The following is a 20,615-nucleotide window of genomic DNA, read 5'->3' on the forward strand; positions in this document are numbered from 1 at the left end:
TGCCGTCCGTTGCACCATACCGGCGGACAGCGAGGAGCATCCCTTGAGCCGAACCGCCACGAATCCGCCCCCCTCCCCGATCGCGACGGGCCTGCGCGGGCGCTGCCCCGCCTGCGGCGAGGGTCACCTGTTCAAGGGCTTCCTCGCCGTCAAACCGGCCTGCGAGGTCTGCGGCCAGGACTTCTCCGCGTTCGATTCGGCGGACGGGCCGGCCTTCTTCGTGATGTCGATCACCGGCTTCGTCGTCGTCGGCATGGCCCTGTGGATGGAGATCACCTACGAGCCGCCGGTCTGGGTTCACGCCCTCGTCGCCGGCAGCCTCGCCATCGGCCTGAGCTTGGCTCTGGTGCGCCCGCTGAAGGGGCTGCTCGCGGCCGTCCAGTTCGCCAACAAGGCCGCGCAGGGGCGCTTCCGCTAGTGGCCGCTTTGTCCTCGACCGAGCGAAGCGCCCGCCTGCGCAGCCTGTGGGCGCCGGGCCTCGCGGCCCTGGTCTGTCTCGCGATCCTGCTGAGCCTGGGCACGTGGCAGTTGGCTCGCAAGAGCGAGAAGGAAGCGCTGATCGCCCGCATCATCGAGCGCTCGCATGCCGAGCCGCCGGCCGGCCCTCCCCCGTTCGAGGAATGGGACGCGAAGGCCGACGAGTTCAGCCGGGTGCGGACGCACGGCACCTTCCTGCACGATCAGGAGGCCCTGGTGCACGGGCTGGCGCCGGGCGAGCCCGGCCGGGCGCTCCAGGGCTTCTACGTCATCACGCCGCTCAAGCGCGACGACGGGACGACCATCCTGATCAACCGCGGCTTCGTGCCGACCGAGTTGAAGCGCCCCGAGGACCGCGCCGCTGGTCAGGTCTCGGGCGCGGCAACGGTGACCGGCATGCTGCGCGCGAGCGAGACACGCACGCTGTTCGTGCCGGAATCCGATCCGAAGCGGGAGGCGTGGTTCACCCGCGACATCCCCGGCATCAGCGCCGCCCGCAATCTCACGAACGTCGCCCCCTACCTGATCGAGGCCGACGCGACGCCGAACCCCGGCGGCTGGCCCCGCGGCGGACAGCTTCGCGTCGATCTGCCGAACAACCACCTGCAATACGCCTTCACGTGGTTCGGCATCGCCGCCTGCCTGATCGGCGTCTTTTCCGTTTTCGCGTGGAAACGGTTCTACGATCCGGCGGACCCGAAGGCGGGTTGACGGCGTTGGCCCGCGTGTTGCCTCGATCGTAAGCCTGCGCGGGGGGACGACCAGCCCCCGCGGCAAGCCTCGCGATCTGAGATGCGGAGGGCTCCCGATGCGTGCCGTCGCCGTCTTTCTGTTGGTTTTCCTGACATCGGCCGCGGTCCGGGCCGACGACGCGGCCCGCGATGCCGCCCGCGCCACCATCGAGCGGCAGATCGAGGCCTTCCGCCGAAGCGACGCCGCGGCGGCCTATGCCGAGGCCGCGCCGCAGGTCCGCAACCTGTTTCCCTCGGCCGAAACCTTCATCGCCATGGTCGCGAAGGGCTACGCCCCAGTCCTGCGCCCACGCAGCTACCGCTTCGAGGCGACCGAGACGTCGGGCGAGGACGAGTTAGCCCAAGGCATGAGCCTTCAGGACGAGGCCGGCATCGATTGGGTCGCGCTCTACACGCTCCAACGTCAAGCCGACGGGCAGTGGCGCATCACCGGCTGTCACTTGAAGAAGGCGCCGGGCGAGAAGGTTTGACGCCGCAGATGTGAGAAACCGATGCGGCCCCGCTTCGACACGGCCGAATCGATCGTGTAGAGGGAGCGCCTTCCCGGAGGCATCTTTGCTGCACGTCTCGACCCGCGGCGCCGCTGCGCCCTTGAGCTTTTCCGATGCGCTGCTCGCCGGCCTTGCCCGCGACGGCGGTCTCTACGTGCCCGAGAGCTGGCCGCAGATTAGCCGTGCGGAGATCGCGGGCTTTGCCGGCATGCGCTACGCCGAGGTCGCCAAGCGCGTACTGCGTCCGCTCATCGACGGCGAGATTCCGGACGACGCGCTCGACGAGATGATCGAGGCGGCCTACGCCACCTTCCGCCATCCGGCGATCTGCCCGCTCACCCAGATCGACGACAACCTGTTCCTGATGGAGCTGTTTCACGGGCCGACGCTCGCGTTCAAGGACGTGGCGATGCAGCTCCTCGGGCGGCTGATGGATTACGTGCTGCGCCAGAAGGGCGGCCGTGCCACCATCGTCGGCGCCACCTCGGGCGATACGGGCAGTGCCGCGGTCGAGGCCTTCAAGGGCCTCGATCAGGTCGACGTGTTCATCCTGTTTCCGCACGGCCGGGTCTCGGAGGTGCAGCGCCGGCAGATGACCACGGTCAACGCGCCGAACGTCCACGCGCTCGCCATCGACGGCAATTTCGACGATTGCCAGAACATCGTGAAGGCGATGTTCCAGCACGGCGACTTCGCCGACAGGGTGAAGCTCTCGGGCGTCAACTCGATCAATTGGGCCCGCGTCGCCGCGCAGACCGTCTACTACTTCACGAGCGCCGTGGCCTTGGGCGCCCCGCACCGGAAGGTGTCGTTCGCGGTGCCGACCGGCAATTTCGGCGACATTCTCGCCGGCTGGGTCGCCAAGCGGATGGGCCTGCCGATCGAGCGGCTGATGATCGGCACCAATGCCAACGACATTCTGGCCCGCACCCTGGAGCATGGGGCCTACGAGCCCCGCGGCGTGCAGCCGACGACCTCGCCCTCGATGGACATCCAGATCTCCTCGAACTTCGAGCGGCTGCTGTTCGAGGCGTTGGGCCGCGACGCCTCGGCGCTCGGCCGCCTGATGGCGGGTCTGAAGCAGTCGGGCGGGTTCTCGCTGAGCCCCGAGGTGCTGGGCACCGTGCGCAACGAGTTCGACGCGACCGCCGTGCGCGAGCCCGACGTCGTGGAAGAGATCGCGGGCACCTTCCGCAAGACCGGCCTCGTGCTCGATCCGCACAGCGCCATCGGCGTGCGCGCCGGTCGCCGGCTACTGGAGAAGGATCCGGCCACCCCGGTCGTGGCGCTGGCAACCGCGCACCCCGCCAAATTCCCGGATGCGGTCTCGCAGGCGACCGGCGGCGGGCGCCCGGTTCTGCCGCCCCACCTCGCCGAACTGATGACCCGGCCCGAGACGGTGGCGAACCTCGCCAACGATCAGGCCGCGATCGAGCGCTACATCACGGAACACGCCCGCATCACCCGGGGCAACTGACGGACCGACAGCGTGACATCCAACCCAACCCCCTCATCCTGAGGTGCCGCGAAGCGGCCTCGAAGGGTCCTCCAGATCCCGCGCGATCTCTGGACGATCCTTCGAGGCTCCGCTTTGCTCCGCACCTCAGGATGAGGATCAGGGTGGGAGACCGGATCGACCGACCGTTTGTCCACCTCCGAAATACGTGGTGAGTTGGGCCGAACAGGCACTGAGATCGAATGAACCAGCATTTCTCGACCTTCGGCGCCTCGCCCGGCCTCACCGTCAGCCGGCTCGAGAACGGCCTGACCGTCGCCACCGAGACGATCCCCGGCGTTGCCACGGCCACGCTCGGCGTCTGGGTCGGGGCGGGCTCGCGGCACGAACGGCCGGACGAGCACGGGCTCAGCCACCTGATCGAGCACATGGCCTTCAAGGGCACGGCGACGCGCTCGGCCCGGAAGATCGCCGAGGACATCGAGAATGTCGGCGGTGAGATCAATGCCGCCACCAGCACCGAGAGCACGAGCTACACTGCGCGGGTGCTCGGCGAGGATGCGGGCGTGGCCCTCGACGTGCTCGGCGACATCCTGACCCGCTCGGTCTTCGACGCGGGCGAACTCGCCCGCGAGAAGGGCGTGATCCTTCAGGAATACGCGGCGGTCGAGGATACGCCCGACGACGTCGTCTACGATGCGTTCATCGAGACGGCCTTCCCCGACCAGCCGATCGGCCGGCCGATCCTGGGCCGGCCAGAGACGATCCAGAGCTTCGATCGCGCGGCGATCGAAGCCTATATCGCCCGCGAATACGTGCCCGAGCGCATGGTGCTCGCTGCCGCCGGGGCGGTGGAACACGCCGAGATCGTCGAGGCAGCCGAGCGCCATTTCGGCGGCTTGAAGTCCGTCGCGGCCCCCCCGGCCGTGGCCGGCGTCTACGGCGGCGGCGAGCGGCGGATGCAGAAGCGGCTCGAACAGGCCAACCTCGTCCTCGGCCTGCCCGGTCTCTCCTTCCGCGATGACGGCTATTACGCGCTCCACCTGTTCTCGCAGGTGCTCGGCGGCGGGCTGACCTCGCGGCTCTGGCACGAGGTGCGTGAGACCCGCGGGCTCGCCTACGACATCCAGGCCTTCCACTGGCCCTTCAACGATTGCGGCCTGTTCGGTATCGGCGCCGGCACCTCGGGCGCGGATCTGGCCGAACTCGTCGATGTCACCATCGCCACCACCCGTGAGGCGGCGGAGCGGCTCGACGCGGCCGAACTCGCCCGGGCCAAGGCTCAGCTCAAGGTCTCCCTGCTCACCGCCCTGGAGACGCCGGGCGGGCGCATCGAGCGCAACGCCCGCCAGCTTCTCGCCTGGGGTCGGGTGATCCCGCCGCAGGAGCTGATTGCCAAGGTCGATGCGGTCGAGGTCGAGCATGTGCGCGCGGCCGGCCGTGCCCTGCTGCGCGGCGCCCCGACCCTGGCCGCGATCGGCCCGGTGAAGGGCTTGCCCTCGCTCGCGCGCGTCGCGACGGCCCTTCAGGCGGCCTGACGCCGCCCTACCTCAAAGTTGTGAAGTCCGGCGCTGCGAAGGGCGCTGGGCCCCGATCCCAGCGATAAAAACCACCCGCCATGAACCCCGTCGCCGTCGCGACCATGCTCGGCATCGCCCTCGGCTTCTTCGGCCTGCTCGCCTATGCGCTGACCGTGGGCGAGGCGTGGCTGCTCGCCGTCCTCGCCATCGTCGCCATCGCGCTGTTCGTGCGCTGGGGGGACTAAGCGGTGCCGCCGCAGAGGCGTTGATATCTCTCAAGATCGATGCGGCTCCCCTCTCCCCGCGTACGGGGAGAGGGAGTGCGCGTCGCACCGAATCGACAGACCGGAAACGGCGTTACTTCTCCTCCAGCGCCGGTCCCCGCGTCGCATCGGCCCCCTGCCCCGTTCCGGCGAGCGGGCCGACCGTGACGGGCTGGCCGGAGCGGGCGGCGGCGTAGATCGCCTCCATCAGGATCATGTCCTGCAGGCCTTCCTCGCCGGGCGTGCGGGGACGGCGATCGGCGAGGATGCACTCGGCCATGTGGTCGAGTTCGAGCGCGAACTGGTTCTTGTGCGTCAGCACCGGCTCGTCGCGCTGGACGTGGCTGCCCTCGCGGTGGGCGATGGTGAGGCGCTGGCCGCGATAGGCGAAGGCGTTGGCCAGATCGAGCGAGCCGCCCGTCGTGTGGACCCGAAGCGATCGGCTCTCGTGGACGCCGTAGCTCGTGCCGCATTGCGCGATCACGCCGGAGGGAAAGCGGAGCGTAAAGGCGACGCTCTCCTCGACCTCCTTGAAGCGCGGATCGTTCTCGGGCGTGACGATCTGCGCCTGGATCGAGACCGGCTCCTCGCCCAGCAGCGCCCGCACCCCGTTGAGGCAGTAGAGGCCGATATCGGGCAGCGCCCCACCGCCCGCGAGCGCCTTGCGCAGGCGCCACTGCTCGGGCAGCGCCGTGGTCTGGCCGTTGAAGGCCTCGACCATCTTCACGCGCCCGAACTCGCCGGAGCGGGCGAGCCGCACGACCTCGCGGTTGAATGGCTCGTACTGGCAGCGATAGGCGATCATCAGCTTGACGCCGGCCTTGCGGCAGGCCTCGACCATCTCCTGCGCCTCGGCCGAATTATTCGCCATCGGCTTCTCGCATAGCACGTGCTTACCGGCGCCCGCCGCGGCGAGCACGTTGTCCCGGTGGAGGCCGTTCGGCGTGACGATGTAGACCGCCTTGACCGCGGGGTTGGCTTTGAGCCGGTCCCACTGGTCGTAACCATAGATCGCGTCGGCGGGGATGCCGTACTGCGCCGCCGTAATCCTGGCCTTGTCGGGCGAGCCCGACATCAGCGCGACGACCTTCGCTTTCTTCGCCTCGCCGAAGGCCGGAAGGATTTCCTCCAGGCTCAGGCGTCCGAGCCCGACGATGGCGAAGCCGACCCGCTGGGAGGGCGGCATCGGCGCGGGCGGCGGCGGGGGCGGCACGTCGCCGGCATCGCGCCAGTTCGGGAAGACGATCCGATCGCCCTGAACCGCGCCGGTATCGGCCGGCACCGATGGAGCCGGTGCATCAGAGGCGGCCCGCGCAGCCCCGCCGAGGCCGAGGGCCGCACCGGTCAGGCCGGCACCGCCCGCGAGGAGGAGGCGCCGAGACAGTTGAGGGTCGTCGCTCATGACAGGATTCCGGCCTTGCTGATCACGTGCTTTGCGAGCACGAGGCCGGAACGCGTCAGCCCGGCGCGGAGGTTCCTTTGATCTGGCCCGGGCCGGTCGAGGCCGGTGTCGGATCGGGATCCTCCACCTCGCCCCGGCGCTGAAGCTGCAGCGCGACGAACCAGCACAGGGCCGCCCAGGCGGCGCCGACGCACCAGCCCGCCACCACGTCGCTCGGCCAGTGCACGCCGAGATAGACCCGGCTGACGCCGACCAGCACCGTCATCCCGATGCCGAGCGCCAGCATCAGCGCCTTGACGCTGTGCCGCCGCTCGACGCGGGCGAGCAAAGTCGCGAGCGTGAGGTAGGCGATCGCCGACATCATCGCGTGGCCCGACGGAAAGCTCGCCGTGAACACGTCCATGCCGTGCGGCACGAGATCGGGCCGGGGGCGGTGGTAGAACAGCTTGAGCACCGTTGAGACGGCCTCGCCGCCGCCGACGGCGGCCAGCACGAACACCGCGACGCGCCGCCGGCCGGAAAGCGCGAGGTAGATCACCGCCGCCGCCGTGAGGAAGACGATGGTGACGACGCTGCCCCATCCGGTGATGTCGCGCATCGCCTCCTCCAGCCAAGCCGGCCCGAGCGGGTCGGAGAGGTCGGCGGGGTTGCGCAACCCGAGCAGGATCTTGCGGTCGAGCGCGGCGGTCGATCCTTCGCCGACCTCGCGGGCGAGCGCGAAGAAGCCGTAGCCGAGGGTGCTGACGAGAAGCAGCGACACCATTGGCCCGACTTCGTTGAGGTGCAGTCGCACCCAGACGGCGGACGATCCGCGCCAGAGGGCGCCCCCGCCGGTGCGGGCGATACCGGGTAGTCTCATGCCGCATCCCCGAATGCGATAGTTGCGACCCGCTCCCACGGGCCGCCGAGATAACGCCATAGCAGCACGCCCGGTGCACGGAAGTGCGAAGGCTCGAAGTCCTGGGCCAACGCGGCATGCAGCGCGCGGGCGGTCTCGGGGGCGACCTTGTTCTGCACGGTGACGTGCGGGCGCCAGCCCTGCCGGTCCTGCGCCGTGAGATGGTCGCGGAACGCTGCCGCGACCCGCTGGTGGAAGTCGGACAGCGCGTCCGATTCCAGTGCGTAGGCGACGCCGCGCCCGGTGAAGCGTACGCCCGTCACCGCGACCTCCGGTGCGGCCTGCGCGCGGGCGAGCGCCGTCACCGTCTCGGTCACGCCCGCCGTATCTTCGCCCGGCAGGTGGTGGAACAGCGTCGCGTGGGCGGGGATGTGGTTCAGCGCCTCGGGAAAATGCCGCCGTCGCAAACCGTCGAAGGTGGCGAAGGCCGCCTCGTCCATCTGCAGGGTCAGGATCAGCGGGGCGGGCTCGGGCAACGCGTTGAACTTTCGGTCGAGGCCGGGGCGTCCGGCGCGGGTCCGAGCAAGATGGCGCGGCCGGACCGCGTATCCAGCGGGCGGGCTGTGGTGTGGCTGCGCTGTTCAGCCGGTCGAGCTGCGTCTAGGTAGCTGCGATGACCCGCAGGAACAGAGAGATCATCCACCGGGGACGCGACGGATGGCTGTTCCTGATCGGGGGCACCAACGGGGTGCTCCTGCAGTACCGGCGCTCGCTCGCCGGGTGGTGGCATCTGCGCCGCTGGGCGCGGCTGATCGAGGCGCGTGCGGCCCGCGCCCAGGGGCTCGGCATCCGCTACATCCACACCATCGTGCCGGAAAAGCTCTCGGTCTACGACGACCGCACCCTCGACCTCGACTACGACGCGCGCCTGTCGCCGGCCCGGCGGCTCGCCCGGCGTCTCGACCGAATGAGCGGTTTCGTCGATCTCGTCGCACCCCTGCGCGCCGCCCGCGACGGGGCGGAGCCGCTCTACCGCCGCACCGATTCGCACTGGACCTATGAGGGATGCCTGGTCGCGTGCCGGGCGCTGCTGCGGGCCTGCGGCGCCGTGGCGCCGCCCGACATTGCCGACCGACCGCGCTTTCCTCATGACGGGTTGTGGGATCTCGGCGACAAGCTGCCCGACCGGCCGCGGGAGACGGTGGTGAACTGGGCGGTGCATCGCGATGCGTCCCGCGCCTATGCGAGCCCGCTCGTCGAGTCCTACGAGGCGGAGGGCCGGGCGGGCGACCTCCATGTCGGCGCCCATGTCATCTACCGGAACCCCTCCCCCCAGGCGGACCCGCGCACCCTGGTGCTGTTCGGGGATTCCTACGCGCATTTCGCGCCGATCATGCTGACCAGCTTCCTCGCCGAGACGTTCCGCGAGATGCACTTCGTCTGGTCGTCCAGCATCGACTGGGATTACGTCGAGCGCGTGCGCCCCGACATCCTGATGTTCGAGATGGCCGAGCGCTTCCTCGTCCGCATCCCGAGCGACGATTTCGACGTCGCGGCCTACGAGAAGCCGGGTATGCAGAAGCCGGCGCGTCAGGCGGAGATGGAACCGCTGGTCTGACGCGAACGGCGCCCCTCGAACCGAGGAGCGCCGCCGATTGCTCAACCATTGAAGCGCTTAGCGCGAGCAGACCCGCTGGCGGGCCGGGCCGCCGCCGCCGGCCTGGTAGCTCTTCGCGTGGCCGATCGAGCCGGTCATGTCCTGGGTCGGATTACCGCCGCCCCGCTTCACCACGATGTCGCAATAGCCCGACCGGCTGCCCGCCGCGAGCGGGAGCGCGCCAAAGCCGCCATGGGCGACGAGGGAGGGCACCGGCGGTACGGCCTGCGACGGCAGCGCGGTCCAAGTTCCCTTCTTCGGCCGGGCCGACTGCGCCGCGACCGGCGTCACCGTGGTCGCGAACGCAAGCAGGAGGACGGATGCGTATGATGCAAAGCGCAGCATTGTGTGCTCCTCTCGTGTTCAATTGCCGCTTAATTTCCAAGCAAGAGCACACGTAACATGCAAATCCGGCAATCAAAGTGTGTAAAAGCACAGTAATGCGATAAATTTTAATCCGTAGAAATATATTTTAATCTTCAAGGATTAAAACCATTACTCGCCCGTACTATACAGGTGTCAGCGAGTGTCGCGGGCCGTACGCGCTCGCGCCCGATGGCGCGATGGCTGCTGGCGCCTCATCGGCGGAGGCGCGCGAAATCGGGCCGCATTCGTTGAGCCGGATATGCAGCCCGTGCGTGTGAAATGGTGTGCCGCTCCGCCGTCCCGTCTCAACGGCGGCGGTTGCCGGGGATCCCCGGAAGACGAAGACGAGAAAAGCCGCGTTCCCGTCGGGAACGCGGCCTGTTTTCAAAACCGAAATGCCATGCCGGCCGTCGTCGGCTTGGGTGCCTCTCAGACCCCGAAGCGCTTCTGCGCCGATGGGGAGGCGGCGATCGGCATGCCCGGCGACGGCGCGCCCATCAGGGACATTCCCGCTGCGGCGGTGGCCTTCTGGGACGGGGCCTCGTTCGCGGCCGGATCGACGGCCTTCGCCTTGAAGCTCCCAGCGAGGTTCCTGGCTTCGGTGAGATCCTTCGGCGAGAGCTTGGCGGCGACCTCGTCCCGCTTGCGGCCCGCTTCCTGGTCCCCCTGCGTGGCAGCGGCCGAGAACCAGAGATAGGACTGGACGAGATCCTGCCCGACGCCGAGGCCGCGGGCGTAGAGCACGGCCAGGTTGTACTGGCTGTCGCGCACGCCGTGTTCCGCCGCCCGGCGGAAGGCGTTCGCGGCGGTCACGAAATCCGCCTTGCCGTTGGCCGCCGGGTTCTCGGCATGCAGCACGGCGAGGTTGTGCATCGCGCGGATATTGCCCTGATCCGCGGCGCGGCCGTACCAGGCCTTCGCCTTCTCGATGTCCCGGACCACGCCCGACCCCTTCTCGTAGGCGTTGCCGACCTTGAACTGAGCCGGCGCGTAGCCGGCATTCGCGAGCCGCTCGTAGAGCTTGGCGGCGACCGCGAGGTCGCGCGTCACGCCCCGGCCCTCGGCCTCGCGAGAGGCGATCTCCCAGACCGCGGCCCCGTCGCCGTCGAGCGCATCCTGCTTGAGCTTGGCCAGGGCCGGCGGCAGGCCGGCAAGGTCGGGGCCGAGCGTGCTCATGCCCGCGACCTGGGGCAGCCCGCGCTTGGCCGGCGCGGATTTCGGCTCGGCGATGGATTGGGTGGTCGCCGGGTCGGGCGTCGTCTGGGCGGATGTACCGGTCTGGGGAGACGTCTCGGACGGAGCCTGGGCCTGCGACGCCGCTGCCTGAACGGGCTCGGCCGTGGTCTCGGTACGGCTCGCGGCGGCGTCGGTGGAGGCCGCCGGGGCGGTGCTCGCCACCGGACGGGCCTCCGGCACGGCCGGGTCGCCAGTCGGAGTTCCCGTTGGATTTCCCTTGCCCGCGACGAAGGCTTGGTAGGCGCCGAGCGCCAGCACCACGGCCGCGAGGCCGAGCAGGAGCGTGCGGCGGCGGCTGTCGAGGGCACCGCGGATCCGCGAGAGGGGCGTCGTCTCCGCGCCCGGCATGCGGGCCGGAGCGACCTTGTCGCGCAGCCGCGCCGTCAGCGGCGCCTCGGTGGCCGATTCGGCCTGCGCGGCCTGCGCCGCGCGCCGCGCGGCGGCGATGAAGCTGGTCTTGATGTCGGCGCCGCCGGTCGCGGTGGGGCTCGCCTCCGGCGCGGTCGGGCGGCCGGATCCGGGCCGGCCGGCACCGGGCTCCAGCAACTCGTCGGATAGGCGGCTCGCCTCCGTCCCGCCGGCCTCGTCGGAGGTTGCGGTGCGGTTCGGGCGGGCAAGGTTCTGGGACGACGGCTCGGATGACGGCTTGGCCGCCGTCTTCGGGGCAGCCGGGCGCTCGTGCGAGACGCGCTCGGCCGAGGACAGCACGACGGGCGCGCGCTCCTGCGGGGCGGCGGCGGTGAGGGCCGCGGACGAGGTCATGGTGCGGTCGAGCTGCTCGCTCAGCCGCATCAGCACCGACTGGACGCCTTCCATCGTCGATTGGAGGCGCTGGTCCGCGCCCTTCTGGTTAGCCCGCATCTCGGCGAGATCGGCCCGCAGCAGCTCGAAACCGCCGCCGGCCGCGAGCGGGGCGGCCGAGCCCGCCACGGCCTCACGGACCGCCTGCGCGACGGTGGCCTCCAGATCGGTTCCGTTGCGCAGGGCCGTGACCTGGGCGAGCAGGTCGCCCATGGAGCGCTCGAGGCGCGCCACGGCCGGATCGGTGTCGCGCGGCGCTTCGAGCCGGCTGGCCAGGGCGAGGACGTGGCGCTCCAGGGCATCGAGCCCGCTGCCGCCCGCGCTGACGCGGTCGACTTTTTCAGCCACGCCTTCGAGCCGCTCGATCAGCTCGCCGACCGAGCCGGACTCGGCCCCGTCGAGCCGCTGTGCGAGCGCCTCGAAACGTCCGAGAAGCGCGCCGGGAAGCTCGCGGGAGGAATCGGGCGCCTTCAGCTCGCCGCGGATCTCCTCCAGCAGCGGCTTGAGGGTGGCGATGCCCGCATCCTCGTCCCGCTGGAGCTGGGTGATCTGGGCGCTGATCGCCTGCACGCCCTGGGCGAGGCTCTGGATGCGCTCCGGCCCTGCCAGGGACGCCACGAGGCGGCGGATCTCGTCGAGTTCGCGGAACACGCCGTCGAGGGCGCTCTGGTCGGCGGGGCCGGACAAGACGCCGGAGAGAACGGCATCGACCTTCCCGGCCAAGCGCTCCACCTCACCCGCGATGCGGGCATGGACGTTGTCCGCCACGTCTTCGGCGATCCGCTCCACTTGGAGGCGCATCAGTTCGACCGGTGCGGCGATGGCCGCGAGTTCCTGCGGCGCGCGCGCCCGCTGAAGGTCGCTGGCGACGGCCTGCATGGTCCGCTCCAGCTCGCTGACGTCGCGGCCGGTGGCGAGGCTGCCGAGCGCGTCGCGCAGCCGGTTCGTCTCGCGTTGCAGTTCGGCGATGGCCGGGGACGGCTCCTGGCCGGAGCCTTCCTCGGCCGGCGTCACCGCACGTGCGGCCGGGCCATCCTGCGGCCCGTCCTTCAATTCTCCCGCGCTGGCGGCGTTCCACTCGGCGATGCCCTCTTCCAGCTCGCGCTGGCGGCGGCGCACCTCGGCGACGGCATCGCGGACCTCGGTGGCGAGCGGGCGCCCGCGCCGACCCAGCGGGCGGGGCGTGTCGAGCTGGCCAGCGATCTCGCCCATCTTGCGTTCGATGTCGGCGATGCGTCCGGCGATCATTTCCGGTGCGACCGGCTGGCGGGCGGTGGTCAACCGCGCCTCGATCTCGTCGATCATCCGGGCGGCATCGGCCTTGGAGGCCTCGCGCTCCTCGCTGATCGAGCGGTCGAGGGCGTCGAGCCGCCGCATCATCGCGCCGAGCGAGGCTTCCAGCGACGTCGTTTCGGAAGCCTCGGCGGCCGAAGTGCCCTGAGTGGCTTCCCGGCGCTTGTGCTGCGGCCCGTCCTTCCGCGAGGCGGGTGCGGGCGCCTTCTCCGGTGCCCGGCCTCCGACGTGCCGGGCCGTCTCCGCGCCGGCCTCCCTGGCTTGGGGCACGGCATCCGCGCGCCGCCGCCGCGGGCCCGGCTTCGACGGGTCGGGCGTCGCCACCGAGGCGATCCAGCTCTCCAGCGGCACCCCCGCTCGCCGGGCGACCTCGCGGGCAGCCGCGAGTACCTCCGGGTCAAAGCTGTCGAGGCTGATCGGGGCAGTCTGTTTCATCTCGCGGAGATCCGAAGTCGGCGGCTTCCGGTGCCCGGCGGACCATCGTTTCGCGCAAGGCGTGAAACGGCGGACTGCGGATCGGACTGAAACGACCTTTTCCATTCTTGGTAAATGCTTGGTTAAGCGCGTGACCGAAGGGCCGCGCTTTTCCGGGACGGGCCGAATTGGTGGCGCGCGGGCCGCGCTGGGGACCGGCCCGGCGGGCTCTTGCGAAGCCGCCACGGGATAGTTTACATGTAAACTATCGAGGATCGGAGCCCGCCGAATCGGTGCGGACCACCTCAAAAGGATGCGGGAGGCTGACGCGATGCCGAGCTACCGGGCCCCGGTCGAGGACACCCTGTTCCTCCTCAACGACGTTCTCGCGATCCACCGCTACGACAATCTTTCCGGCTTCGCCGACGCCTCCGCCGATCTGGCCCAGGCGGTGCTGAGCGAGGGCGGCAGGCTTGCGGGGGAAGTGTTCGCGCCGCTGAACCTGTCCGGCGACCGGGAGGGCTGCACCCGCCGGGAGGATGGCAGCGTCGTGACGCCGAAGGGCTTCAAGGCGGCCTACGACGCCTACGCCGCCGGCGGCTGGATGGGGCTGTCGATCCCCGAGGAGTTCGGCGGCCAGGGCCTGCCGCACGTGCTCAACACGGCGATGCAGGAATTCGTCTCCGGCGCCAACCTCGCCCTCAGCATGTATCCCGGCCTGACGCAGGGGGCGATCGCCGCGCTGCTCGTCCACGGCTCGCCCGAGCAGAAGGCGACCTACCTGCCCAAGATGGTCGAGGGCGCCTGGACCGGCACCATGAACCTCACCGAGCCGCATTGCGGCACGGATCTGGGCCTGCTGAAGACCAAGGCGGTTCCCAACGGCGACGGCTCCTACAGCCTCACCGGCACCAAGATCTTCATCTCGGCAGGCGAGCACGACCTGTCGGAGAACATCGTCCACCTCGTCATCGCCCGCATCGAGGGCGCGCCGTCGGGCACCAAGGGCATCTCGCTGTTCGTGGTGCCGAAGTACCTCGTGAACGCGGATGGCTCCGTGGGCGAGCGCAACGCGGTGGCCTGCGGCTCGATCGAGCACAAGATGGGCATCCACGCCAACTCCACCTGCGTGATGAACTACGACGGGGCGAAGGGCTGGCTCGTCGGCCAGGAGAACCGCGGTCTGGCCGCGATGTTCGTGATGATGAACGAGGCCCGCCTCGCCGTCGGCGTCCAGGGGCTCGGCCAGTCCGAGGCCGCCTATCAGAACGCGGTCGCCTACGCGCAGGAGCGTCTCCAGGGCCGCTCGCTCACCGGCGCGAAGGCGCCGGACAAGGCCGCCGACCCGATCATCGTCCACCCGGACGTGCGCCGCACGCTGATGCAGATCCGCGCCTTCAACGAGGCCGCGCGCGCGCTCATGCTCTGGACCGCCCTCAACTCCGATATCGCCCACCGCTCGCAGGACGCGGCCGAGCGGCAGGCGGCCGAGGACATGCTCGGCCTGATGACGCCGGTGGTGAAGGGCGTGCTGACCGACCGGGGCTTTGCCAACGCGGTCGAGGCGCAGCAGATGTTCGGCGGCCACGGCTATGTCGAGGAATGGGGCATGTCGCAGTTCGTGCGCGATGCCCGCATCGCCATGATCTACGAGGGCGCCAACGGCATCCAGGCGATGGATCTGATCGGCCGCAAGCTGCCCAAGGATGGCGGCCGGGCGATGATGGCCTTCCTCACCGAGGTGCAGACCTTCATCAAGGACCACGGCGAGGACGAGGGGATGAAGCCCTTCGTGGCGCCGCTCCAGCCGGCCCTGAACGACCTCCAGGCCGCGGTGATGTGGCTGATGCAGAACGCCTTCTCGAAGCCCGACAACGCGGGCGCCGCCGCCACCGACCTGATGCACCTGCTCGGCCAGGTCGTGCTGGGCTACATGTGGGCCAAGATCGCGCGAGCGGCGCTCGCCAAGAAGGCGGAGGGCGCCGACGTCGAGCGGATGGATGCCAAGCTTGTGCTCGGCCGTTTCTTCATGGAGCGGATGCTGCCGGAGACGAGCCTTCGCCTCGCCCGGATCAAGGCCGGCGCCGAGACGACCATGGCGCTGCCCGCCGAGGCGTTCTAAGCACGCGCGAGACCTGAGCCCTCCCCCGTCTCGGCGGCGGAGGGTGGGGCGAGGGGAAGCGCCGCATCCAGAACGACCGGAGCCGGCCCCTCACCCGCCCGCCCACGCGGGCACCCACTCCCGCCGAGGGAGAGGGGGAGCCGCGGCAGCGATGAAGGACACGAGGAAGCGCATATGCCCGAGGCCTACATCTACGATCACGTCCGCACCCCCCGCGGCCGCGGCAAGCCGGATGGTTCGCTGCACGAGGTGACGGCGTTGCGCCTCGCCGAGACGGCGTTGCGCGCACTCAAGGACCGTAACGGCCTCGACACGCGGCAGGTGGACGACGTGGTGCTCGGCTGCGTCGATCCGGTCGGCGAGGCCGGCGGTGACATCGCCCGCGCCGCCGCACTCGTGGCCGATTATGGCACCCACGTGCCCGGCGTGCAGATCAACCGCTTCTGCGCCTCGGGCCTCGACGCCATCAACTTCGCCGCCGCGCAGGTCATGGCCGGCCAGCACGATCTCACCGTCGGCGGCGGCGTCGAATCGATGAGCCGCGTCGGCCTCGGCGCCTCGGGCGGCGCCTGGCCGGTCGATCCGGCGATCGCGGTCAAATCCTACTTCATGCCGCAGGGCGTCTCGGCCGACCTCATCGCCACCAAGTACGGGTTCAGCCGCGACGATTGCGATGCCTACGCCGTCGAGTCGCAGAAGCGCTCGGCCCAATCCTGGAATGAGGGCCTGTTCAAGAACTCCGTCGTGCCGGTGCGGGACATCAACGGCATCACCCTGCTCGACCGTGACGAGCACATGCGGCCGACGACCGACATGCAGTCGCTGGCGAGCCTGAAACCGTCCTTCGTGCAGATGGGCCAGATGGGCGGCTTCGACGCCGTGGCCGTCGATGCCCACCCGGATGTCGAGGCGGTCCATCACGTCCACCATGCCGGCAACTCGTCGGGCATCGTGGACGGCGCGGCGGCGGTGCTGATCGGCTCGCGCGAGGCCGGCGACGCCGCGGGCCTGCGGCCCCGCGCCCGCATCCGGGCGTTCGCCAATATCGGCTCCGATCCGGCGCTGATGCTGACGGGCCCGGTCGATGTCACGAAGAAGGTGTTGGCGCGGGCCGGCATGAGCCTGTCCGACATCGACCTGTTCGAGATCAACGAGGCCTTCGCCTCGGTGGTCCTGCGCTTCCATCAGGCCTTCGACCTCGACCCGGCGAAGGTGAACGTCAACGGCGGCGCCATCGCCATGGGCCATCCGCTGGGTGCCACGGGCGCGATGATCCTCGGCACCGTGCTCGACGAGCTGGAGCGCACCGGCAAGGAGCGGGCGCTCGTGACCCTGTGCATCGGCGCCGGCATGGGCACCGCCACGATCATAGAGCGGGTGTGATCGGCCGGGCGGCGTCACGCCGCCGCCCTGCCCTGCCATCGCCGCGCAAACGCTGCTAAGGGCCTCCCACGCCGCGCCCTTTTTCGATCGGGTGCGGCCCCAGAACACCCATGGGAGAAACGCCACGATGAAGTCGACAAAAGCTGCCCTGTGCCTCGCCCTCGTGCTGGCCCTGCCGCTCGCGGCGCGGGCCGACGACAACGCGGACAAGCTCGCCGTCGCCACCAAGCTGACCGAGAAGACGGTTCTGAAGAACCTCGATACCGGCTTCGGCGGCGCGCTCGAGAAGACCGTCTCGACCATGCCCGAGGACAAGGCCGAGAAGGTGCGCAAAGAGGCCAAGGCCGAGTTCGACAAGCAGCGCAAGGAGCTGCTCGAAGGCCTGTCCAAGCAGTATGCCGACAAGTTCAGCCTCGACGAGCTGAACCAGCTCGACAAGATCTACGAGGACAAGACCTACCAGAAGTTCCAGGCCGTCAACGCCGACCCGAAGTCGGAGGTGAACCTGCTCTCGCAGGCGGTGGTGACCCGGCTCCTGAACATGCTGACGCTGGCGGCCGCCAGCGACCAGACCGGCGGCGCCCCGGGGCGGCCTGCCCGGCGGCATGCCGACGCCCGCCAAGTAAGCGAGCAAGTAGACAGCAAAGTCAGCGGGCGAGGCAGGGATGAGCGGTGCGACGGGCAGCTTCGGGCGAAGGGCGTCAGGCGACGCGCTTCACCGGTGCGCCGTCGGCCGCGAAGCCCGCCACCGGCGGCAGGGCTTCCAGCGCCGGACGAGCGAAGTGGTATCCCTGCAGCAGGTCGATGCCGAGGCCATGCAGCGCCTCGGCCTCGGCCGCGGTCTCAATGCCCTCGGCGATCACCGCGACGCCGAGCGCCCGCGCGATCTGGTTGATGCCGGCGACGATGGTGCGGCGCCCGGCATCCGCATCGATGCCGCGCACGAGATCCATGTCGATCTTGATCAGGTCCGGCCGGAAATTGGCCAGCAGGCCGAGGCCCGCATAGCCCGCACCGAAATCGTCGAGCGCCGTGAAGAAGCCCTGCCGCCGATACTCCGTGACGATGCGCTGGACATGGGCGATGTCGTGGAAGCGCTCGTTCTCGGTGAATTCGAAGTTGAGGCGTCCGTTGTCGAAGCCGACGCGGCGGGCGGCCTCCAGCGAGGCGCGAATGCAGGCCGCCGGCTCGTACACGGCGTTCGGCATAAAGTTGATCGACAGCTTGGTGTCGCCGCCGGGCGGGAACAGGCGGCCGGCGAGTTCGATCGCCTTGACCCGCGCCGCCTGATCGAAGCGGTAGAGCGTCTCGTCGGTGACCCGCGACAGGATCGAGCCGGCCGACTGGCCGTCCAGTCCGCGCACCAGCGCCTCGTAGCCCCAGACGCGCGCGTTGGCGACGTCGACGATGGGCTGGAAGGCCATGGTGAAGGAAAAGTCGAGATCCGCACCGTCGCGGCAGGCTCGGCAGGCGGTTCGCGGTGTGGCGTCCGTCTTCATGATCCGTCTGGGGGCTGGTGTGGAGAGCCGGGTCCAGTCGCGCACCCGTTGCATCCCCCATGACGGCCCCCTCCCCTTAAGAATCCGATACGGCCAGGCTCTTTTCCTTCGAGGCTCCGCGATGACCGCAACCGAGAATTTCCGCTTCGAGACCGATGCCGACGGCATCGCGCTCGCGACCTGGGACATGCCGGGCCGTTCGATGAACGTCATCACCATGGAGGTGATGGCGGAGCTGGAGCGGATCGTCGACGCGGTCGTCGCCGACGAAGCCATCAAGGGCTGCGTCATCGTCTCGGGGAAGAACAACTTCTCCGGCGGCGCCGACCTCACCATGCTTCAGGGCCTCGGGGTCGAGTACGAGCGGCTGAAGGCGAGTGAGGGCGAGGAGGTGGCCATGCGCCACTTCTTCGAGGAGTCGCGCCGCCTTAGCCTCGTGTTCCGCAAGCTCGAGACCTGCGGCAAGCCGTTCGCGGCGGCGGTGCACGGCCTGTGCCTCGGCGGCGCCTTCGAGCTGGCGCTGGCCTGCCACCACCGGGTGCTCGCCGACGACGATAAGACCCGCGTCGGCCTGCCCGAGATCAAGGTCGGCCTGTTCCCCGGCGGCGGCGGCACGCAGCGCGTGTCCCGTTTGATGCAGACCGGCGACGCGCTGCAGATGCTGTTTAAGGGCGAGCAGATCCGCGCGCTCATGGCCAAGAACATGGGGCTGGCCCACGCTGTCGCCCCGGCCGCGGAGATCGTCGAGCGGGCCAAGGCCTGGATCCGCGAGGGCGGCTCGGCGGTGGCACCCTGGGACGTGCCGAAGTTCAAGGCGCCGTCCGGAAAGGTCTACTCCCCCGCCGGCATGATGATCTGGCCGCCGGCCAACGCGATCTATCGCCGCGAGACCCACGACAATTATCCGGCCGCCAAGGCGATCCTGGCCTCGGTCTACGAGGGCCTGCAACTGCCGATGGATCTCGGACTCCGGGTCGAGAGCCGCTACTTCGCCCATATCCTGCGCACCAAGGAGGCGCAGGCGATGATCCGCACCCTGTTCATCTCCATGGGCGAGATCAACAAGGGCGCCCGCCGCCCGAAGGACGTCGAGGCGACCAAGGTCGGCAAGGTCGGCGTCATCGGCGCCGGCTTCATGGGTGCGGGCATCGCCTACGTCACGGCGCAGGCCGGAATGCAGGTCGTGCTGATCGACCGCGATCAGGAGGCGGCCGATGCCGGCAAGGCGCATTGCCACAAGCTCATCACCGGCCAGATCAACCGCGGCAAAGCCAAGACCGCCGACCGCGACGCGCTCCTCGCCCGCATCACCGCCACGCCCGATTACGGCGCCCTGTCCGATTGCGACCTCGTGATCGAGGCGGTGTTCGAGGACCCGAAGGTCAAGGCCGAGGTGATCGCCAAGGTCGAGGCGGCGCTGCCCGCGCACGCGATCTTCGCATCCAACACCTCGACCCTGCCGATCTCCGGCCTCGCCCAGACCTCGAAGCGGCCCGAGCAGTTCGTCGGCATCCACTTCTTCTCGCCGGTGGAGAAGATGCTGCTCGTGGAGATCATCCGCGGCAACCAGACCGGCGACCGCGCGGTGGCCACCGCCCTCGACTACGTGCGCGCGATCAAGAAGACCGGCATCGTCGTCAACGATTCCCGCGGCTTCTTCGCCAACCGCTGCGTGCTCGCCTACATCCATGAGGGCCACAAGATGCTCACCGAGGGCGTGCCCCCGGCGATGATCGAGAACGTGGCGCGGATGGCCGGCATGCCGGTCGGCCCGCTCTCGCTCAACGACGAGGTGGCGCTCGATCTCGGCCTCAAGATCATGCGGGCGACCGAGGCGCAGCTCGGCGAAGGCGCCGTCGATCCGGACCAGAAGCGGCTCCTCGTCGCGATGGTCGAGACGCATGGCCGGCTCGGGCGCAAGAACAAGCGCGGCTTCTACGACTACCCCGAGGGCGGCCAGAAGACGCTCTGGCCGGGGCTCGCCGAGATCCAGCCGAACCGGCTCGACCCGGACGGCATCGACATCGACGAGCTGAAGCACCGCTTCCTCGTGGTGCAGGCGCTGGAGGCCGCCCGCACGATGCAGGAGGGCGTTGTGACCGATCCGCGCGAGGCGGATGTCGGCTCGATCCTGGGCTTCGGCTTCGCCCCCTTCACCGGCGGCGCGCTCTCCTACATCGACTTCATGGGCGCCAAGGCCTTCGTGGCGCTGGCCCGTGAGCTCGAAGCCCGGCACGGCGCCCGCTTCACCCCGCCGGACAACCTCCTGGCGATGGCCGAGTCCGGGGGGCGCTTCTACGACGCGCTGAAGCAGGCGGCATAACGATCCGGCCGGCCCTCCCTGAGTGGGAGGGCCGCTATGCGGAACCGAAAAGCTCCGCTTTCGTTCACCGCCCGACCGCACTGAGTGAACCGGAGTTTCCCGTTGTCGACCCTCATCAAGATCCTGATCGCGTTCTTCCTGCCGCCGATCTCGGTGCTGATGACGCATGGATTCGGGATTCAATTCCTCTTCAACATCCTGCTCTGCCTGCTGTTCTACCTACCGGGCTCGATCCACGCGCTCTACCTGCTGCTGAGCGACCGCTGATCCGCTGATCGAGCGGAGCTGAGCATCCTGCTCGGCTCCCGGACGATCCCATGAG

The 20,615-nt window shown here is 69.6% G+C and carries 18 protein-coding genes; 11 read left to right on the top strand and 7 right to left on the bottom strand.

Annotated features, from left to right (window positions below):
* Positions 1 to 43: 43 nt before the first annotated feature.
* The 6 genes from M2437_RS17085 (at position 44) to M2437_RS17110 (ending at position 4,941) form a co-directional block, all read left to right on the top strand.
* A complete protein-coding gene (locus M2437_RS17085; RefSeq protein ID WP_004446931.1) occupies positions 44 to 418 on the top strand; it encodes a DUF983 domain-containing protein in 375 nt (124 codons plus the stop codon).
* Positions 418 to 1,188 carry an SURF1 family protein gene (locus tag M2437_RS17090; protein ID WP_253388156.1) on the top strand — a complete coding sequence of 257 codons (771 nt, stop codon included), beginning with the start codon at positions 418 to 420 and terminating at the stop codon, positions 1,186 to 1,188. Before M2437_RS17085 ends, M2437_RS17090 begins: the two co-directional genes overlap by 1 nt.
* A gap of 97 nt (positions 1,189 to 1,285) precedes the next feature.
* The gene (locus tag M2437_RS17095; RefSeq protein ID WP_056499374.1) at positions 1,286 to 1,699 is read left to right on the top strand and encodes a DUF4864 domain-containing protein; all 414 of its coding nucleotides are present in this window, start codon (positions 1,286 to 1,288) and stop codon (positions 1,697 to 1,699) included.
* Between the two features lie 85 nt (positions 1,700 to 1,784).
* Positions 1,785 to 3,197 (top strand): threonine synthase, encoded by a 1,413-nt coding sequence (gene thrC / locus M2437_RS17100; protein ID WP_253388157.1) that lies wholly within the window; start codon positions 1,785 to 1,787, stop codon positions 3,195 to 3,197.
* Between the two features lie 221 nt (positions 3,198 to 3,418).
* Positions 3,419 to 4,714: a M16 family metallopeptidase gene (locus M2437_RS17105; RefSeq protein WP_253388158.1), complete on the top strand. Its 1,296-nt coding sequence runs from the start codon at positions 3,419 to 3,421 to the stop codon at positions 4,712 to 4,714.
* 80 nt (positions 4,715 to 4,794) lie between these two features.
* Positions 4,795 to 4,941, top strand: a complete 147-nt coding sequence (locus M2437_RS17110; protein ID WP_253388159.1) for a hypothetical protein — start codon at positions 4,795 to 4,797, stop codon at positions 4,939 to 4,941.
* A 112-nt stretch (positions 4,942 to 5,053) separates the two neighbouring features.
* Here the strand turns inward: M2437_RS17110 and M2437_RS17115 are convergent, their stop codons facing one another.
* Genes M2437_RS17115 through M2437_RS17125 form a run of 3 tightly spaced genes read right to left on the bottom strand, consistent with a single transcriptional unit; the run spans position 5,054 to position 7,735 of the window.
* On the bottom strand, positions 5,054 to 6,361 hold the full coding sequence (locus tag M2437_RS17115; RefSeq protein ID WP_253388160.1) for a Gfo/Idh/MocA family protein: 1,308 nt from the start codon (positions 6,359 to 6,361) through the stop codon (positions 5,054 to 5,056).
* A 55-nt stretch (positions 6,362 to 6,416) separates the two neighbouring features.
* Positions 6,417 to 7,220: a phosphatase PAP2 family protein gene (locus tag M2437_RS17120; protein ID WP_015951654.1), complete on the bottom strand. Its 804-nt coding sequence runs from the start codon at positions 7,218 to 7,220 to the stop codon at positions 6,417 to 6,419.
* Complete coding sequence (locus tag M2437_RS17125; protein ID WP_253388161.1) at positions 7,217 to 7,735, bottom strand: 2'-5' RNA ligase family protein; 519 nt, start codon at positions 7,733 to 7,735, stop codon at positions 7,217 to 7,219. The genes M2437_RS17120 and M2437_RS17125 overlap by 4 nt, the downstream gene beginning before the upstream one ends.
* Positions 7,736 to 7,872: 137 nt before the next feature.
* Between M2437_RS17125 and M2437_RS17130 the strand changes: the two genes are divergently transcribed.
* Positions 7,873 to 8,817, top strand: a complete 945-nt coding sequence (locus M2437_RS17130) for an alginate O-acetyltransferase AlgX-related protein (RefSeq protein WP_253388162.1) — start codon at positions 7,873 to 7,875, stop codon at positions 8,815 to 8,817.
* Positions 8,818 to 8,874: 57 nt separating this feature from the next.
* Here M2437_RS17130 and M2437_RS17135 read toward each other — a convergent pair whose 3' ends face one another.
* Positions 8,875 to 9,201: a hypothetical protein gene (locus M2437_RS17135; RefSeq protein WP_253388163.1), complete on the bottom strand. Its 327-nt coding sequence runs from the start codon at positions 9,199 to 9,201 to the stop codon at positions 8,875 to 8,877.
* A gap of 450 nt (positions 9,202 to 9,651) precedes the next feature.
* Positions 9,652 to 12,987, bottom strand: a complete 3,336-nt coding sequence (locus M2437_RS17140; RefSeq protein WP_253388164.1) for a hypothetical protein — start codon at positions 12,985 to 12,987, stop codon at positions 9,652 to 9,654.
* A gap of 310 nt (positions 12,988 to 13,297) precedes the next feature.
* On the opposite strand from M2437_RS17140, the gene M2437_RS17145 reads away from it, so the two are divergent.
* A complete protein-coding gene (locus tag M2437_RS17145; protein WP_253388165.1) occupies positions 13,298 to 15,088 on the top strand; it encodes an acyl-CoA dehydrogenase C-terminal domain-containing protein in 1,791 nt (596 codons plus the stop codon).
* Between the two features lie 174 nt (positions 15,089 to 15,262).
* Entirely contained in the window at positions 15,263 to 16,471 is a 1,209-nt protein-coding gene (locus M2437_RS17150) for an acetyl-CoA C-acetyltransferase (protein WP_253388166.1), read from the top strand.
* 55 nt (positions 16,472 to 16,526) lie between these two features.
* On the opposite strand, the gene M2437_RS17155 is transcribed toward M2437_RS17150, so the two are convergent.
* Positions 16,527 to 17,093 (bottom strand): hypothetical protein, encoded by a 567-nt coding sequence (locus tag M2437_RS17155; RefSeq protein WP_499006914.1) that lies wholly within the window; start codon positions 17,091 to 17,093, stop codon positions 16,527 to 16,529.
* Between the two features lie 79 nt (positions 17,094 to 17,172).
* On the bottom strand, positions 17,173 to 17,970 hold the full coding sequence (locus tag M2437_RS17160; RefSeq protein ID WP_015951647.1) for an EAL domain-containing protein: 798 nt from the start codon (positions 17,968 to 17,970) through the stop codon (positions 17,173 to 17,175).
* Between the two features lie 121 nt (positions 17,971 to 18,091).
* Here M2437_RS17160 and M2437_RS17165 point away from each other — a divergent pair, with 121 nt between their 5' ends.
* Both M2437_RS17165 and M2437_RS17170 read left to right on the top strand, forming a co-directional pair.
* On the top strand, positions 18,092 to 20,293 hold the full coding sequence (locus M2437_RS17165) for an FAD-dependent oxidoreductase (RefSeq protein ID WP_253388167.1): 2,202 nt from the start codon (positions 18,092 to 18,094) through the stop codon (positions 20,291 to 20,293).
* A 102-nt stretch (positions 20,294 to 20,395) separates the two neighbouring features.
* Complete coding sequence (locus M2437_RS17170; RefSeq protein ID WP_003603154.1) at positions 20,396 to 20,560, top strand: YqaE/Pmp3 family membrane protein; 165 nt, start codon at positions 20,396 to 20,398, stop codon at positions 20,558 to 20,560.
* Positions 20,561 to 20,615 lie beyond the last annotated feature (55 nt).

The sequence above is a fragment of the Methylorubrum pseudosasae genome, assembly GCF_029504475.1.
Taxonomy (GTDB): Bacteria; Pseudomonadota; Alphaproteobacteria; order Rhizobiales; family Beijerinckiaceae; genus Methylobacterium; species Methylobacterium extorquens.

Bases quoted from the DNA above. Each gene is read 5' to 3' on its own strand.
- M2437_RS17095 (WP_056499374.1), top strand. From the start codon at position 1,286: ATGCGTGCCGTCGCCGTCTTTCTGTTGGTTTTCCTGACATCGGCCGCG.
- M2437_RS17105 (WP_253388158.1), top strand. From the start codon at position 3,419: ATGAACCAGCATTTCTCGACCTTCGGCGCCTCGCCCGGCCTCACCGTC.
- M2437_RS17110 (WP_253388159.1), top strand. From the start codon at position 4,795: ATGAACCCCGTCGCCGTCGCGACCATGCTCGGCATCGCCCTCGGCTTC.
- M2437_RS17115 (WP_253388160.1), bottom strand. From the start codon at position 6,361: ATGAGCGACGACCCTCAACTGTCTCGGCGCCTCCTCCTCGCGGGCGGT.
- M2437_RS17120 (WP_015951654.1), bottom strand. From the start codon at position 7,220: ATGAGACTACCCGGTATCGCCCGCACCGGCGGGGGCGCCCTCTGGCGC.
- M2437_RS17130 (WP_253388162.1), top strand. From the start codon at position 7,873: ATGACCCGCAGGAACAGAGAGATCATCCACCGGGGACGCGACGGATGG.
- M2437_RS17135 (WP_253388163.1), bottom strand. From the start codon at position 9,201: ATGCTGCGCTTTGCATCATACGCATCCGTCCTCCTGCTTGCGTTCGCG.
- M2437_RS17140 (WP_253388164.1), bottom strand. From the start codon at position 12,987: ATGAAACAGACTGCCCCGATCAGCCTCGACAGCTTTGACCCGGAGGTA.
- M2437_RS17145 (WP_253388165.1), top strand. From the start codon at position 13,298: ATGCCGAGCTACCGGGCCCCGGTCGAGGACACCCTGTTCCTCCTCAAC.
- M2437_RS17150 (WP_253388166.1), top strand. From the start codon at position 15,263: ATGCCCGAGGCCTACATCTACGATCACGTCCGCACCCCCCGCGGCCGC.
- M2437_RS17160 (WP_015951647.1), bottom strand. From the start codon at position 17,970: ATGAAGACGGACGCCACACCGCGAACCGCCTGCCGAGCCTGCCGCGAC.
- M2437_RS17165 (WP_253388167.1), top strand. From the start codon at position 18,092: ATGACCGCAACCGAGAATTTCCGCTTCGAGACCGATGCCGACGGCATC.